This is a genomic window from Burkholderia sp. HMSC10F09, from assembly GCF_001806955.1.
Taxonomy (GTDB): Bacteria; Pseudomonadota; Gammaproteobacteria; order Burkholderiales; family Burkholderiaceae; genus Burkholderia; species Burkholderia multivorans.
In genome coordinates, this window is sequence record NZ_KV786862.1 from 1 (window position 1) to 15239 (window position 15239).

At 66.7% G+C, this 15239-nt stretch carries 15 protein-coding genes; 6 read left to right on the forward strand and 9 right to left on the reverse strand.

Annotated features, from left to right (window positions below; translation table 11 throughout):
- Positions 1-680 (forward strand): LysR family transcriptional regulator substrate-binding protein (locus HMPREF3115_RS23595; protein WP_070556326.1); only part of this gene is annotated, 680 nt, incomplete at its 5' end.
- Between the two features lie 138 nt (positions 681-818).
- On the forward strand, positions 819-1352 hold the full coding sequence (locus HMPREF3115_RS23600; RefSeq protein WP_069219830.1) for a class IV adenylate cyclase: 534 nt from the start codon (positions 819-821) through the stop codon (positions 1350-1352).
- Between the two features lie 91 nt (positions 1353-1443).
- On the opposite strand, the gene HMPREF3115_RS23605 is transcribed toward HMPREF3115_RS23600, so the two are convergent.
- Positions 1444-1929, reverse strand: a complete 486-nt coding sequence (locus HMPREF3115_RS23605) for an Lrp/AsnC family transcriptional regulator (protein WP_006408082.1) — start codon at positions 1927-1929, stop codon at positions 1444-1446.
- Positions 1930-2068: 139 nt separating this feature from the next.
- On the opposite strand from HMPREF3115_RS23605, the gene phhA reads away from it, so the two are divergent.
- Positions 2069-2959, forward strand: a complete 891-nt coding sequence (phhA, locus tag HMPREF3115_RS23610) for a phenylalanine 4-monooxygenase (protein WP_070556328.1) — start codon at positions 2069-2071, stop codon at positions 2957-2959.
- Between the two features lie 144 nt (positions 2960-3103).
- Entirely contained in the window at positions 3104-3412 is a 309-nt protein-coding gene (locus HMPREF3115_RS23615) for a 4a-hydroxytetrahydrobiopterin dehydratase (protein WP_053296660.1), read from the forward strand.
- A gap of 108 nt (positions 3413-3520) precedes the next feature.
- On the opposite strand, the gene HMPREF3115_RS23620 is transcribed toward HMPREF3115_RS23615, so the two are convergent.
- A complete protein-coding gene (locus tag HMPREF3115_RS23620) occupies positions 3521-3751 on the reverse strand; it encodes a DUF3717 domain-containing protein (protein WP_006401493.1) in 231 nt (76 codons plus the stop codon).
- Positions 3752-3874: 123 nt separating this feature from the next.
- On the opposite strand from HMPREF3115_RS23620, the gene HMPREF3115_RS23625 reads away from it, so the two are divergent.
- Positions 3875-4567, forward strand: a complete 693-nt coding sequence (locus HMPREF3115_RS23625) for a response regulator (protein ID WP_006401494.1) — start codon at positions 3875-3877, stop codon at positions 4565-4567.
- A 118-nt stretch (positions 4568-4685) separates the two neighbouring features.
- The gene (locus tag HMPREF3115_RS23630) at positions 4686-6167 is read left to right on the forward strand and encodes a sensor histidine kinase (RefSeq protein ID WP_035489558.1); all 1482 of its coding nucleotides are present in this window, start codon (positions 4686-4688) and stop codon (positions 6165-6167) included.
- A gap of 43 nt (positions 6168-6210) precedes the next feature.
- Here the strand turns inward: HMPREF3115_RS23630 and HMPREF3115_RS23635 are convergent, their stop codons facing one another.
- From HMPREF3115_RS23635 to mnmC, 7 genes are all read right to left on the reverse strand, one after another.
- Positions 6211-6744, reverse strand: coding sequence for an SET domain-containing protein (locus tag HMPREF3115_RS23635; protein ID WP_006410299.1), 534 nt, complete (start codon positions 6742-6744; stop codon positions 6211-6213).
- Positions 6745-6949: 205 nt separating this feature from the next.
- The gene (locus tag HMPREF3115_RS23640; protein WP_065494392.1) at positions 6950-8062 is read right to left on the reverse strand and encodes an NADH:flavin oxidoreductase/NADH oxidase; all 1113 of its coding nucleotides are present in this window, start codon (positions 8060-8062) and stop codon (positions 6950-6952) included.
- 183 nt (positions 8063-8245) lie between these two features.
- On the reverse strand, positions 8246-8956 hold the full coding sequence (locus HMPREF3115_RS23645) for a glutamine amidotransferase (RefSeq protein WP_035489573.1): 711 nt from the start codon (positions 8954-8956) through the stop codon (positions 8246-8248).
- Between the two features lie 28 nt (positions 8957-8984).
- A complete protein-coding gene (locus HMPREF3115_RS23650) occupies positions 8985-9623 on the reverse strand; it encodes a MarR family winged helix-turn-helix transcriptional regulator (protein ID WP_070556330.1) in 639 nt (212 codons plus the stop codon).
- Positions 9624-10133: 510 nt separating this feature from the next.
- Positions 10134-11249, reverse strand: coding sequence for a YbdK family carboxylate-amine ligase (locus tag HMPREF3115_RS23655; protein ID WP_006408073.1), 1116 nt, complete (start codon positions 11247-11249; stop codon positions 10134-10136).
- Between the two features lie 16 nt (positions 11250-11265).
- The gene (locus HMPREF3115_RS23660; RefSeq protein WP_006408072.1) at positions 11266-12480 is read right to left on the reverse strand and encodes a cation:proton antiporter; all 1215 of its coding nucleotides are present in this window, start codon (positions 12478-12480) and stop codon (positions 11266-11268) included.
- Between the two features lie 674 nt (positions 12481-13154).
- Positions 13155-15128, reverse strand: a complete 1974-nt coding sequence (mnmC, locus tag HMPREF3115_RS23665) for a bifunctional tRNA (5-methylaminomethyl-2-thiouridine)(34)-methyltransferase MnmC2/FAD-dependent 5-carboxymethylaminomethyl-2-thiouridine(34) oxidoreductase MnmC1 (protein WP_070556332.1) — start codon at positions 15126-15128, stop codon at positions 13155-13157.
- Positions 15129-15239: the final 111 nt, after the last annotated feature.

The window sequence follows — 15239 nt, forward strand, 5'->3', positions numbered from 1 at the left end:
TGGCCGCCGACGTCGAGCGCGCGGCGGCCGCGCTGCGCCACGAGGTGCGCGGCCGGCTGCGGATCGGCACGATCCTCGATCCGGGATTTCTGCGGCTCGGCGGCTTTCTGCGCGCGCTCGTCGAAACCCACCCGCAAATCGAGACCGCGCTGCGGCACGGGATGTCGGGCTGGGTGCTCGACCAGGTGCGCGCGCAGGCGCTCGATGTCGGCTACTACATCGGCCGGCCCGGCGACGACGATCCGCGCGACGGTGCGCCGTTCCATACGGTCACGCTCACGCATTTCCAGTACCGCGTGCTCGCGCCGGCCGGCTGGAAGGAACGCGTGCAGCGCGCGCACGACTGGCGCGCGCTCGCGGCGCTGCCGTGGATCTGGACGCCGCCCGCGTCGGCGCACAACCGACTGCTGTCGCGGCGCTTCGCGCAGGCCGGCGTGCAGCCGCTGAAGGTCGCCGAAGTCGATCAGGAGCAGTCGATGCTCGATCTCGTGAAATCGGGGATCGGTCTGACGCTCGCGCGCGACGCGATCGCGCTCGCCGAAGCGCACGCGCATGCGCTGACGATCGGCGAGCGCGTGACGGTGCCGACCGAGCTGACCTTCGTCACGCTCGCCGAGCGGCGCGACGAACCGGCGATCGCGGCCGCGCTCAGGCTGATCGAAGCGCAGTGGGCAATATGAGCGCCATTGATGATGCGGGCCGCGGCGCGCGCCGCACGCTGCGATTCGGCGCGGCAGGCTTCACGTCGCCGTCGCAGCCTTTTTGCTAGATTGTGCGTTCGCACATCCGTACATCGTCGTCGACCGAAGGAGGTCCGCATGGCCCGCAACATCGAGATCAAAGCCCGTGCCCGCGAATTCGACCGTCTGCGCGAACGCGCGGCCGCCCTGGCGACTGAAGCGCCGCTGTTCTACCGCCAGCAGGATTTCTTCTACGACGTGCCGCGCGGCCGGCTCAAGCTGCGCCGCTTCGACGACGGCACGCCGGCCGAGCTGATCTTCTACCAGCGCGACGATCGAGACGGCCCGAAGGCGTCGTACTACACGCGCAGCCCGGTGACGAACCCGGACGCGATGCACGCACTGCTCGCGACCGCGCTGACGACGCGCGGCATCGTCACGAAGGAGCGTCACGTGTATCTGGCCGGCCGCACGCGCATTCACCTCGATCGCGTCGACGGCCTCGGCGACTTCATCGAGCTCGAAGTCGTGCTCGGCCCCGACGACGACGAAGCAGGCGGCGAAGCGGAAGCGCACGACGTGTTCGCGAAGCTCGGCGTCGCGCATGACGATCTCGTCGCGCTCGCCTATGTCGACCTGCTGAACGCGGCCGAGCGCGAAACGGCCGCGTGATCGTGCGCGGCGTGCATACGCGCGGCGTGCATATGCGCGGCATGCGCACGCGCGGTACAAACGCGCGGCGTCTGCGGACGCCGCGCGCGCGTCAGGCCGCGCCGGGCGCCAGATGCGCGAGCGGCAGCGCGCCGTTGCGCTTGAACGTCGTCAGCACGATGTTCGAACGCACGCTGTCGACGCCCGGCACACGCATCAGCTTCTTCATCACGAACTGCGACAGCGCGTTCAGATCCGGCGCGACGATCCGCAGCAGATAGTCGGCATCGCCGACCACCGCGTGACATTCGAGCACTTCGGGCAACACGTCGATCTGCTGCTGGAACTGCTCGATGATCGAATCGCCATGATGCTTGAGCTTCAGGCTCGTGAACGCGGTCACGCCGAGCCCGAGTTTTTCGGGCCGCAGCATCACGCGATACCCCTCGATCACGCCGGCGGCCTCGAGCCGCTGCAGCCGGCGGCCGATCTGCGACGGCGATAGCGGCACTTCCTCGCCGAGCTGCTGATGCGTCGCGCGGCCGAAGCGCTGCAGCACGTCCAGCAGTGCGAGATCGAAGTGATCGAGTTCCAGCATGTCCATTCTCCGCATGATTCGACGATTCAATGCGCGATTATCGCATTACATCTCGAATATGCGCCAATTTTGCGCCCAACCCGCGCGTACCCCGCTCTACACTTGCGTGCATCCGAAACCCCAGCATGCCGAGCGTCTCATGTCCACCGTCGTCACCGCGAAACTGCAGGAGCAGTTCGATGCGGGCCTCGAAACCCGCGCCGATTTCACCATCGACCAGCCGCTGCAGCGTTACGGCCGCGTCGACCACGCGGTGTGGCAGCAGCTCTATGCGCGCCAGTCGGCGCTGCTGCGCGGGCGCGCATGCGACGCGTTCGTCGCCGGGCTCGGCAAGATCGACCTGCCGGCCGATCGCGTGCCGTCGTTCGCGGACGTGAACCGTCAGCTGATGCCCGCAACGGGCTGGCAGATCGTCGCGGTACCGGGCCTCGTGCCCGATCGCGTGTTCTTCGAACACCTCGCGAACCGGCGCTTTCCGGTTACCTGGTGGATGCGTCGCCCCGATCAGCTCGACTACCTGCAGGAGCCCGACTGCTTCCACGACCTGTTCGGCCACGTGCCGCTGCTGATCGAGCCCGTTTTTGCCGACTACATGCAGGCATACGGCCGCATCGCGCTCGCGGTCGCCGACGACGAAGCGGCGCTCGCGCGCCTCGCGCGGCTCTACTGGTATACGGTCGAGTTCGGACTGATCCGCGACGGGCGCGGCCCCGGCGGGCTATCGATCTACGGCGCCGGCATCGTGTCGAGCAAGGGCGAGAGCCTGTACAGCGTCGAAAGCGCGGCGCCGAACCGGCTCGGCTTCGATCTCGAGCGCGTGATGCGCACGCGTTACCGGATCGATACGTTCCAGAAGACCTACTTCGTGATCGACGACTTCGCGCAGCTGTTCGCGCTGGCGGAGCTCGACGGCCGCGCGCTTGCCGCGCGCCTCGCGGGACTGCCGGAGTTCGACGCCGGCGCGGTGCTCGACACCGACCGCGTGCTGCATCGCGGCACCGGCGAAGGCTGGCCCGACGACGACGCGTAATGTGACGGACGCCACATCCCGCACACCGCACACCGCATGCAGCACGTGCCGACACGCGGCGCGCAACTATGAAAGAATGACCGGTGCAGGCCCCGTCGCGCGGCGCATGCCGCGCGCGAGCGCCGTTACCGAACGAGGTGCAACATGGTCCACAAGCTCACATCAGAAGAACGCAAGACGCGACTCGAACGCCTGCCGCAGTGGTCGGCGGTGCCGGGCCGCGATGCGATCCAGCGCAGCCTGCGCTTCGCCGATTTCAACGAAGCGTTCGGCTTCATGACGCGCGTTGCAATCAAGGCACAGGAAATGAATCATCATCCGGAATGGTTCAATGTCTACAACCGCGTCGACGTGACGCTGTCGACACACGACGCCGACGGCCTCACCGAACGCGACATCGAACTGGCCCTCTTCATCGACGCGGTCGCCGCACAGGCGCGTCCGGCGAGCTGAGCGCGCGCGGCCCGACCACGAGCGAACGCGCCGCGCGCTTTTTCGGCGCGCGGCGCGTCAACTTTTCATTTGCATGAACGTTTTCTAGGATGTACTCAGCGAAAGCCTTCAGCTTTCCAAGCCGTCCTTAAGGCGCACGTAAGTCTCGTACGCTTTCCGCGCCTTGGGGTCCAAACCTTCCAGTTGCAGCGCGCTTTCGCGCTGTACAATCAGCAGCGCATACGGCTTGGAGAGCGCGCTGGCCTCTTCGCAGAGTTTGAGTTCGTCGCCGCTCGACGGCGAGCGGGCGCGCCAGAAATTGATCGCGGCTTCGAGATCGTGGATCGAAATATCGGACATGATTGGTTGTCATCGTGCGCTGGCCGCCATGCTTGATTGTCACGCGATGCGGCGGCCCTGTGGAAACGGCGTCGTGCTGTCCGCGTGCCTGAACCGCCAACCCATTGTACTTGAGCGAACTTCATGCGACTCCTTCTGATCGAAGACGACCGCCCCATCGCACGCGGTATCCAGAGCAGCCTCGAACAGGCTGGCTTCACCGTCGACATGGTGCACGACGGCATCTTTGCCGAACAGGCGCTGGCACAAAACCGCCACGAACTCGTAATCCTCGACCTCGGCCTGCCGGGCATCGACGGAATGACGCTGCTCACGCGCTTTCGCCAGACCAACCGCCACACGCCCGTCATCGTGCTGACCGCGCGCGACGAACTGAACGACCGCATCCAGGGCCTGAATTCCGGCGCCGACGACTACATGCTGAAGCCGTTCGAACCGGCCGAGCTCGAAGCGCGGATCCGCGCCGTGATGCGCCGCAGCGGCCCGCACAGCGACATGCCGCGTCCGGAAGTGTCGCTCGGCGGCGTCCGCCTGTCGGGCGTCGATCGCCGCATCTTCAACGACGACAAGCCGCTCGAACTGTCGCCGCGCGAATTCGCGGTGCTCGAAATGCTGCTGCTGCGTCACGGCCGCGTCGTCAGCAAGGCGCAGCTGCAGGATCACCTCACGCACTTCGGCGGCGATCTCGGCGACACCGCGATCGAAGTCTACGTGCACCGCGTGCGCAAGAAACTCGAACAGTGCCGCGTCGAAATCGTGACCGTGCGCGGCTTCGGCTACCTGCTGCAGGAAATCCGCCAGACGGCCAGCGTCTGAGCGGCACCGCCGTCGCCGGCGCGTCGTGCGTCGGCGGCCGGCTCGCCGCGCGGCGTCGCCGTCCGGCGCACGACCGCGCCGCTCCGCGTGAGCGGCGCTCATTCATTTGCCCGTCGACATGTCTTCTGATCCGGCTGTGACCAGCCTGCGCCGCTCGCTGCTGCGGCGCCTCGCCGCGCCGCTGTCGATGCTCGCGCTGATGAGCGGCCTGATTGCGTACTGGCTCGCGTGGCAATACACGCAGCACGTGATCGACCGCTCGCTCGCCGATCTCGCGACCGCCATCTCGAAACAGATCCAGATCGCCGGCCCCGACGCGCCGTTTACGGTGCCGCCGCTCGCGCAGGCGATGTTCTCCGATCCGGCCGAAGCGCTGATCTACCGGATCAGCGACGGCGAGCAGGAACTCGCCGGCGATCCGAAGCTGCCGCTGCAGGGCATCAACGTGCGGCGCATGCATCATGCATACGTGTTCGAAGCGGAATACGACAACCGCGCGGTACGCGTGGCGCAGGTGCGCGTCGACAACGTCGAAGGCGGCAAGCCGATGGTCGTCGAAGTCGCGCAGCCGGTGCGGCACCGCTACCGCATCGCGGCGGAATTCCTCGTCGCGATCATGATGCCGCTGCTGCTGCTGCTGCTCGCGGGCTGGGGGATCGTGTGGCGCGTCGTCAACCAGCAGCTCGGCCCGCTCACGCATCTCGCCGATTCGCTGAACCGGCAGACGCATACGTCGCTCGAGCCGGTCGACGAAACCGACGTGCCGCTCGAAATCCGGCCGCTGACGAGCGCGATGAACGCGCTGCTCGGCCGCCTGAAGACCGCCCTCGACGCGCAGCGCAAGTTCATCGCCGACGCCGCACACCAGCTACGCACACCGCTGACGGCCGTGAAACTGCACGCGGAGCAGGCCGCGGTCGCGCGCGATACGCAGCAGACGTATGCCGCGTTGCGCGAGCTGCGCGCGGCGGCCGACCGCGCGGTGCGGCTCTCGAATCAGCTGCTGTCGCTCGCGCGCGCGGAGCCCGGCGAACAGGCCGCACGCTTCGTCGATGTCGATCTCGCGGCGATGGCATTCGAGACCGGTGCCGAATGGGTGCCGCGCGCGCTCGCCGCGCATGTCGATCTCGGCTTCCAGCGCAGCGACGATCCCGGCGAGGACGAGACGCTGCCGGTGCGCGGCAATCCGGTGCTGCTGCGTGAAGTGATCGCGAACCTGCTCGACAACGCGCTGAAATATGTACCGCTCGCCCGGCCGAGCGGCGCGCGGATCACGGTGAACGTCGCGCGCGGCACGCTCGACGACGGCCAGCCGGCCGCGGAAATCGTCGTCGAGGACAACGGCCCCGGCGTGCCGGCGAACCAGCAGGCCGACCTGTTCAAGCGCTTCTTCCGCGGCGATGCGCACAACGGCAACGGCGTCGAAACGGGAGCGGGGCTCGGTCTCGCGATCGTCCACGACATCGTGGCGATGCACGGCGGCACGGTGTCCTACGAGGATGCACCGGAAGGCGGTTCGCGCTTCGTCGTGAAGGTGCCGCTCGCGGCACGCGCGGCGAAGCCGGTCAGCGCGACGCCGGCCGCCGCGCCGACGCACTGAGCGACCGATGCAGGCGCGGCGCATGCAGGCGCCGCGCACTTGTCTACTTCTTCTTTTTCTTGTCCTTCGACTTGTCCTTCGCGGACGCGTCGGACTTGCCGTCCTTCTTCTTTTTCTTCTTGCCGCTTTCGTCCGACGTCGCGAGCAGCGTGCCGCGGCACGCATCGGTGCCGCAGTGGCATGCATATTCGCGCTTCAGCTTTTTCGTCAGCTTCGCGTCGATCACGAGACCGTAGTCGTAGAACAGCTCTTCTTCCGGCTCGATATCGCGCAGCGCGTGGATATATACGCGCCCGCCGACTTCTTCCGCTTCGCAGTTCGGCGCGCACGAATGGTTGATCCAGCGCGCGCTGTTGCCGTTGACCTTGCCGTCGATCACGCCGCCCTCTTCGAGCGCGAAATAGAACGTGTGGTTCGGTTCGTTCGGATCGTGCGGATGGCGGCGCAGCGCTTCCTTCCACGAAATTCGCTCGCCCTTGTATTCCACTACGCGCTCGCCGGCCTTGATCGGCGCCACGGCGAATACGCCCTTGCCGTGTACTCCCGAGCGGCGCACCGCGATCCTGCGTGAACTCATCGAACGAATCCTCGTGAAGACGACTTGAATGGAAGACAGCCGCGATCGCGGCCCGACGTCGCCGCTGCACGGCCGCCGGCATCGGTCGGGCCGGAAACGAAAACGCGGCACCGGTCGGTGCCGCGTCGGGGCATGCGGCGAATCACCCGCATCCTACACGTTCGCGATTGCTTCGTTCAACATCGCTTGCGATGCCGCGTGTCGCTCAGCGCTGGCCGAATGCGATGTCGCCGAACAGCGCCTTGTATTCGCGCGGCTGCGAGCGCCAGTACTGCGGCGGCGCCGACACCTGCGCGCCGAGTTCGGCAGCCGCGTGCCACGGCCAGCGCGGGTCGTACAGCATCGCACGCGCCATCGCGACGAAGTCCGCATCGCCCGCTTCGATCAACCGGTTCGCATGCGCGGGCTCGTTGATGAGGCCGACCGCGATCGTCGGCATGTCGACCGCGCGCTTCACGGCCTGCGCGAACGGCACCTGATAGCCGGGCGACAGCGGAATCTTCTGCAACGGCGATACGCCGCCCGACGACACGTCGATCCAGTCGCAGCCGCGGCGCTTCAGTTCGTGCGCGAACGCGATCGTGTCCTCGAGCTCCCAGCCGCCTTCGACCCAGTCGGTGGCGGACACGCGCACGCCGACCGGCCGATCCGCCGGAAACGCGGCACGCACGATGTCGAAGATCTCGAGCGGGAAGCGCATCCGGTTTTCGCGCGAGCCGCCGTATTCGTCGGTGCGCCGGTTCGCGAGCGGCGACAGGAACTGATGCAGCAGATAGCCGTGCGCCGCATGCACCTCGATCGCGTCGATGCCGAGCCGCGCCGCACGTTTCGCGGACGCAGCGAATGCCTCGCGGACGCGGTTCAGCCCGGCCGCGTCGAGCGCAAGCGGCGGCGTCTCGCCGTCCTTGTGCGGAACGGCCGACGGCGCGTGCGGCAGCCAGCCGCCATCGGCGACGGGCACCAGTTGCCCGCCTTTCCACGGCACCTCGCTCGATGCCTTGCGTCCCGCATGCGACAGCTGCATCGCGACGCGAATCGGCGAGTAGCGGCGGATCGCGGCGAGCACGGGCTTCAGCGCCGCTTCGGTCGCGTCGTCCCAGAGGCCGAGGTCGCCGTGCGTGATGCGGCCGTCGGGTTCGACCGCGGTCGCCTCGATGCAAAGCAGCGCCGCGCCGGACAGCGCGAGATGGCCGAGGTGAATCATGTGCCAGTCGGTCGCTTCGCCGCGCTCCGCGGAATACTGGCACATCGGCGAAATCACGATCCGGTTCGGCAGGGTCACGCCGCGCAGCGTGAACGGTGAAAACAGCGCAGTCATGGTGGCCGCTCTCGAGAAATGGAAGAGCGCACGAGCGTAGCACGCACGACCTAAGCCTGCAGACGGCGGCAACGGCAGTAAGCGATTGGTCAGGAACAGGGGACGACCGGCGCGCCGCTTGCGGGCCCGACGGTCAGCATGCGATCGGCGATCGCTGCAGCGGCGCGAGCGGCACGGTGCCGCTCAGAGCCCGACGCTGTCGAGCCATTCGCCGAACATCGTGCGCGCGGCGATTTCGAGCGTCGGCCCGTGCTGCGCGGTATCGTCGCGCAGCTGTCGCGCGTCGATACCGGGCGTCGATGCGATCTCGCCCGCGTTCGCGATCAGCCAGGGTTCGAAGCGATCCGCACGGATCTCCGGATGGCATTGCAGCGCGAGCACATGCTGGCCCCACGAGAACGCCTGATGCCGGCAGGCCGGCGTCGAGGCGAGATGAATCGCACCGCCCGGCAGATCGAACGTATCGCCGTGCCAGTGGAGCATCGACGTCGTCGCGCCGTCGAGATGACGCAGCGGCGATGCGCGGCCGGCGTCGGTCAGCGTCAGCGGCGACCAGCCGAGTTCGACCTGCGCGGCCGGATAGACGCGCGCGCCGAGCGCGCGGGCGATGAACTGTGCACCGAGGCAGATGCCGAGAATCGGCAGCGTGGCATCGATCCGCTGCTTCACGAGCGCCGCGAGCGGCGCGATCGTCGGATACTGCGCGTCGTCGTAGACGCTGAGCGGGCCGCCGAGCACGACGAGCAGCGACGGCTCGAGCGCATCGAGCACCTCGACGCGCGACGAGCCGACGTCGACGTAGCGCACACGCCGGCCGCGCTCGCCGAGCACCTGCTCGAAACTGCCGAGATCCTCGAAATGCACGTGGCGGATCGCCACGACTTCAGCGTTCATCATCGGCCTCCCGGTCGATCGACGGACGTCAGCCTGCGAAAATCTTCCAGGTCTTTTTCTGCGTGGCCACGTCGGCTTCTTCGTGCATCGAACAGTCGAGACGCAGATCGCCGTCCGCGAGCGGCGTACCGAACGATGCGCAGTGATGCACGGCCTTCTTCGACGGCTTCGACGGCTGGAAATGCACGCACGTAAGGCACATGCGCTGCGGCGGCGTCGCACCGGCGACCTGCAGCTCGCGCAGCGTCTTCAGCAGCGCGCGGTACAACGCGCCCTGCTCGTCCGCACCGAGCTTGCCGACCGCCTTCGTCAGGAATTCCGGCCATTGCAGCGCCTTCTTCGCGGCCGTGCGGCCGCGTGCCGACAGGCGCACGGCAAGCGCGCGGCCGTCGTCGAGCGCGCGGCGCTTCTCGACGAGCCCCTTCATCTCGAGCGTGCTGACCGCATCGCTCGTGGTAGCCGCGGTGAGCTGCGTCTCGCGCGCGATTTCGCCGAGCCGCATCGGGCCCTTGCGTTGCAGCAGCAGCACGAGGATTTCGCCCTGCGTCGGCGTGAGGCCGGCGCCTTCCGCCCAATCCCATGCCTCGCTCCGCATGGCCGTACTCAACCGCAGCAGGCCGTGGGTCACACGTCCCGCAGCCTGATTCCCGTAAACGCCTTCGCTCATAGTCTTTTCGCTTTGCCGCCGCCCGGACTTGCCGAGCGGCCGTAGTGTGGAGATCGAATCTCTGTCTCAGGGGCGGACCGGATCGTCGAATCCGTCCGGCACGGCCGTCGCGAGGCACACGCGGCGGTCGCGTCCGCGGCGACCGGTAAGACACGCGGTGCTTCCGGTGTCCGCAAAGCCGACATTCTAAGCGAGAGCGGAAAATCGCACAGCTAAGTTATCCCCTTTGCGCTGTGGAAAATCACGGGATAACTGCGTTTTTTCATTGTGCGGCCAATGCGGCGTGCCGGCGGCACGTGTCGCGCGGCCATCGAGCGGCGCGCACCGGCGATCACGCGAGGTACGGCGATCCACCGGGTTATCCATTCCACATACCTTTGACTTTGCAGCGGAATATCCGGTTATCCACAGCATGGCGGCAGAACCGGCAACAGTTGCCGGCTCGACGCGCGCCGGTTCGCACTCAGCGAATCGCGACGCGGTCGAGTCCGCAAACTGCAAAACATTTTTTCATTCGCGCCAACGCAGGCACTGCTGGCGAACGGTTTCGTTCAGCGATTTTTCCTGCTTGAAGACGGTTCGTAGCCACGATGCGTCGTTCACGCGCGCTTTCGCGAGCGCGCCGATCTCGTCGAGCGCCGCGCGCGAGCCGAGCTCGGCCGCATGCGGCGCGATCCGGTCGAGCGTGTCGAGGATGTCCTCGGCGATCGTGCGGCGCTCGCCGGTCTGAGGATTCACGCACGTGCCTTCGAGCCCGAAGCGGCACGCTTCGAAACGGTTGAACGTGTAGACGAGATAGTCGTCCTCGGTGAGCGTCAGCGGACGATCGAGCAGCAGATAGCGCGCGAGCGTCTGGATGTAGCACGCGATCGCAGCGGCGCGATCGACCGACAGCGGCGTATCCATCACGCGCACTTCGATCGTTCCGTAGCCGGGCTTCGGGCGGATGTCCCAGTAGAAATCCTTCATCGAGTTCACGACGCCCGTGTTCACCATCTTCGTGAAGTATTCCTCGAAGTCGTGCCACGTGAGCGCGAACGGCGCGCGGCCCGACAGCGGAAACGCGAACACCGAATTGAGCCGCGCGGAATGGAAGCCGGTGTCGACGTTCTGCACGAACGGCGACGACGCCGACAGCGCGATGAAGTGCGGAATGAAGCGCGACATCGAATGCAGCAGGAACAGCGCGCTGTCCGGATCGGGGCAGCCGATGTGCACGTGCTGGCCGAACACCGTGAACTGCTTCGCGAGATAGCCGTACAGCTCGGACAGATACTGGAAGCGCGGCGCGTCGTAGATCTGCCGGTCGCTCCATTGCTGGAACGCGTGCGTACCGCCGCCGGCCAGCCCGACGTTGAGCTGGTCGGCCGCCTTCACGAGCACGTCGCGGATCGCGTGCAGCTCGCCGAGCGCCTGCTCGTGCGTATGGCAGATGCCGGTCGACAGCTCGATCATGCTCTCGGTGATTTCCGGCGTGATGTTGCCCGGAAAGGACTCGCCCTGGATCAGCCGCATCAGGTCCGATGCGGCCTTGGTGAGGTCGTAGTTGTGCGTGTTGACGACCTGGATTTCGAGTTCGACGCCGAACGTGAACGGCTCGGAATTGACGAAGGTTTCGAGTGCCATGGCAGGAGTTCCGGAATCAGTTGCCGTCGCTGCGCTCGCCGACCGCCGACAGGCATCGGTAGACGACGAACGGGCTGACGAGCTGCAGGATCACGATCGTGCACATCACGATCGCGCGCAGATGCGGATCGAAGTTCGGGTAGAGCTGGTAGGTATCGTCGACGAGCAGGTAGCTCAGCGCGGACATCGGCGTCAGCGCGATGCCGAGCGCGACGCCCTGCTTCATCCCGATCCCGCTCGGCTTCGCGAACGCGACGACGCCGCCGAGTTTCGCGACGAGCCGCGTGACGATCAGCACGATCGCGAACAGGCCGCCGAGCGCGATGTCGCCCCATGTGAACGAGGTGAGCGTGAGCACGAACAGCACGACCGTGAGCAGCCAGCCGGCCGTGCCGAAATGCTCGGGCCACAGCTGGGGGCGCGCTTCGAGGTTCTTGACGATGATCCCCGCGAGCAGCAGCGTGAGCAGCGTCGACAGCTTCAGCGCCTGCGCGACCGCGATCGCGAGCATGACGAGGCCGAACAGCGCGACGAACGAATGCTCGTCGCGCATCGTCGACGTCATGTGGCGGAACAGGTAGTTGCACGAACGCGCGACCAGATACGCGACGATGAACGAACCGACGAGCAGATAGACGGGCTGCAGAATGGTGGCGAACACGTTGCCGTACGCTTCCTGATGCAGCCAGCTCGTGACGAGCTTAGTCAGCACGATCGCGTAGACGCTGTTCAGCGCGGTCAGCGTGATCAGCCGCTGCGACACCTGCCCTTCCGCGCGCAGCTCGGTCTTCAGCTGGATCACCATCGACGGCGACGTCGCAATCGCGATCGCCGACAGCACGAGCGCGACCATGCCCGACACGCCGAGCGCAAGCATCACGAACAGCACGAGCACGAACGTCAGCGTCGCTTCGGCGAGGCTGGACGCAATGAGCCACGGATTGCGGCGGATCCACCGCAGGTCGAGGCGGCTGCCGAGTTCGAACAGCAGCAGCCCGAGTGCGACGTTGATCAACAGCCGCGACGTTTCGTCCGTGCTCGAATCGATCACGCCGAAACCGAACGAACCGGCGATGAGACCGATCACCGCATAACCGGTAATGCGCGGCAGCCGCCACGCGCGATAGCAGAGCTCGCCGCACAGCCCGGCCGCGAACAGCGCGAGCCCGGCCCAGAACACGGCATCCGGCGTAAGCGGCCAGTTGGGCAGAAATGAGAACGCCGACTTCATCGTGGTGACTTCTCCTTTGGAAGCAACCGCCAGCGACGCGGGGTCAAGCGTCAGGAATGAGTGCGCGCCGGCTGGGTATCGCCCCGAATGTGATTGTTGTGGTTCACGACGGCGGGACATGGGGTCCGCCTGTACCGCCATTCGGCGGATATGTCGCTCAGGTCTGCCGATCTGGATTGTCGGCCTGATGTGTGAACGGACTGCGCTGCCTCGAAGACTCAGATTCGAAACTGTGCGGACCGTTCCGTTGAAGCATGTCCGGCGCCTGGCCGGACGAACGCGAAGGAAACCGATTGTGCCACAGCTTTTTCACTCTGGAACCCATTCGATAGAACCCGAAACGCTGTGCGGGGCACAGGTCTTTGGTTTAAAAGGTTTATCTGTATATATACGTAGTAGAAGTTAACAAGGCGCTCGCAGTTCTGTGGATAACCTCCGTTTACGCTGCCGGATCAACGGCTTGTTGAAAACATAACCGGTTGCACAGCGTGTTCGTGCACAGTAGTTTGAGATGAGCAACTTTTGGACCCTGTGCGCGACCTGCCGAGTTACCCCGTTTACGTCCACTGTGATTGCACACGAACCGAGCATGGATTTCGCGCGGTTATCCACAGCATCGCGTGGATAACTTTGCACGGGAAAATCGGGAAACTGTGAGGAAACGGTGCGCCGGATCAGTCGGCGGCGCTCACCTGGCGTGCGCGCAATGCGCGGATCAGGAAACGGGCGGGATCGACCGCTTCTGCGAGTTCGCGCTCGATCGGCCAGGGCTCGCCGTCGAGCTGCGAGGCGATGAGCTCGGCGCCGAGCGCGGCCCAGACGAGACCGCGCGAGCCGTAGCCGAATGCGCCGTAGAGCCCCGGCATGCGTGGCAGGTCGCGGGCTTTGGCACCGCTCAGCGCGCGGGCGTTGGCGACTGCCTGCGCTTCGTCGGCGAGCGGGCCGATCAGCGGCAGCCGGTCGCCGGCGACCCAGCGGAACGCGACGCGGCCGCGCAGCGTGTCGAGCGCGGGCACGTCGTCGATCAGTCCCGGCAGCAGGCGCCGCACGCGCTCGAGGTTTTCCGCATGGCCGGCCAGGCGTATCGCCGGATCGACGTCGTCCGGTTCGAACGTCGCACCGATCAGCAGCGTGCCGTCGTCGAGCGGCACTGCGTAGCCGTCGCCGATCGCCGGGCACGGCAGCGGCGATGCGCTGCCTGCCGGCAGCAGCGTCAGCTGCCCGCGCACGGGTTGCAGCGCGACGTGCCGCAGCCCGGCAAGCCGCACCGCATCGCCGGCATTCGCGAGTACGACGACCGGCGCCTGCGCGAGCGTGCGTCCGTGCGCGTCGAGCGCATGCCACTCGTCGCCGTTTCGTTCGAGCCGCGCGACTTCGGTGCGCGTCAGCCGTTGCACGCGATCGCCGGCGGCCGCGCATTGCGCGTCGGCCAGTGCGGCCGGCCACACCGCGCCGCCGTGCGGAAACAGCAGCCCGCCATGCGCGACCGGCAGATCCAGATACGCGCGCGCGGCGTCCGTGTCGAGCAGCTTCGCGTAGTCGGACGGTGCGCCGAGCGCATCGCATGCATCGCGCATGCGCGCGAAGTCGTCCGCCGATTCGGCGAGATGAACCATGCCGCGCGTGCTGCGCGCAAACGCGTGACCGCCCTTTTCGAGTGCTCGCCAGCGCGCGACCGCGTAGAGAAAACCGGCGCGCGTAAGACGGCTCGCGACGTTGTCGTCGCGCGTCATCAGCGGATGGAACACGCCGGCCGGATTGCCGGACGCTTCGCTCGCGATCCGTTCGTGCCGTTCGATCAGCGTCACGTTCCAGCCGCGCGCGGCGAGCCGCTCGACGACCGCACAGCCGGCGATGCCGGCTCCGATCACGAGCGCACGGCGTGTGGCGGCGTTCGGCCATGCGCGCGGCGGTTCGTGCCGGCGCATGCGCCAACGCGGCGCATATTCGCCGACCAGCATCGCGCGCTTGCCGGCGAAACCGTCGACCTTGCGATACGCGAAACCCGCTTCGTCGAGCGCGCGTTTCACGACGCCGGAACTCGAATACGTCGCGAACGTCGCGCGCTCGTCGGCCATGCGCGCAAGCGCGCGAAACACGTCGATCGACCAGAGATCCGCGTTCTTCGACGGCGCAAAGCCGTCGAGATAAAACGCATCGGCGCGCGCGACGAGTGTCGGCAGCCGCTCGAGCGCATCGCCGAACACGAGCGTGAGCACGACGCGGCCTGCGTCGAATTCGAGTCGATGCAGGCCCGGCACGAGCGGCGGCCATGCATCGGCGAGCTCATCGACGTTCGCGGAGATCGTTGTGTTCGCAACGATATGCGCAGCGGCGCGACGCAGGTCTTCGCGCGAGAACGGATGTTTTTCGACCGACACGAAATGGAGACGCTCGCAGCGTGCGGGATCGTCGCGCCACGCGGCCCACGTGGCGAGGAAGTTGCAGCCAGTGCCGAAGCCCGTCTCGACGATCGTAAACGTGCGGCGCTGCTGCCAGCGCGCGGGCAGCCCGTTGCCCGCGACGAACACGTGGTTGGCCTGCGCGATCGCGCCCGCGGCACTGTGATAGATGTCGCCGTACGCGGGCGAGACGAGGGTGCCGTCGTCGCGGAACGCGAGCGTGGCAGGGACGAGTCGGTCGGGCATGCGAAACAAAAATCGTGACAGCCAAGCCTGGCAAGGGATTGCGGCGCACGTGCCGATCGGCCGTTGGCAAAATCCAACGGCGCGACGCAGGCGCGCAGCGGGCTGCGTATC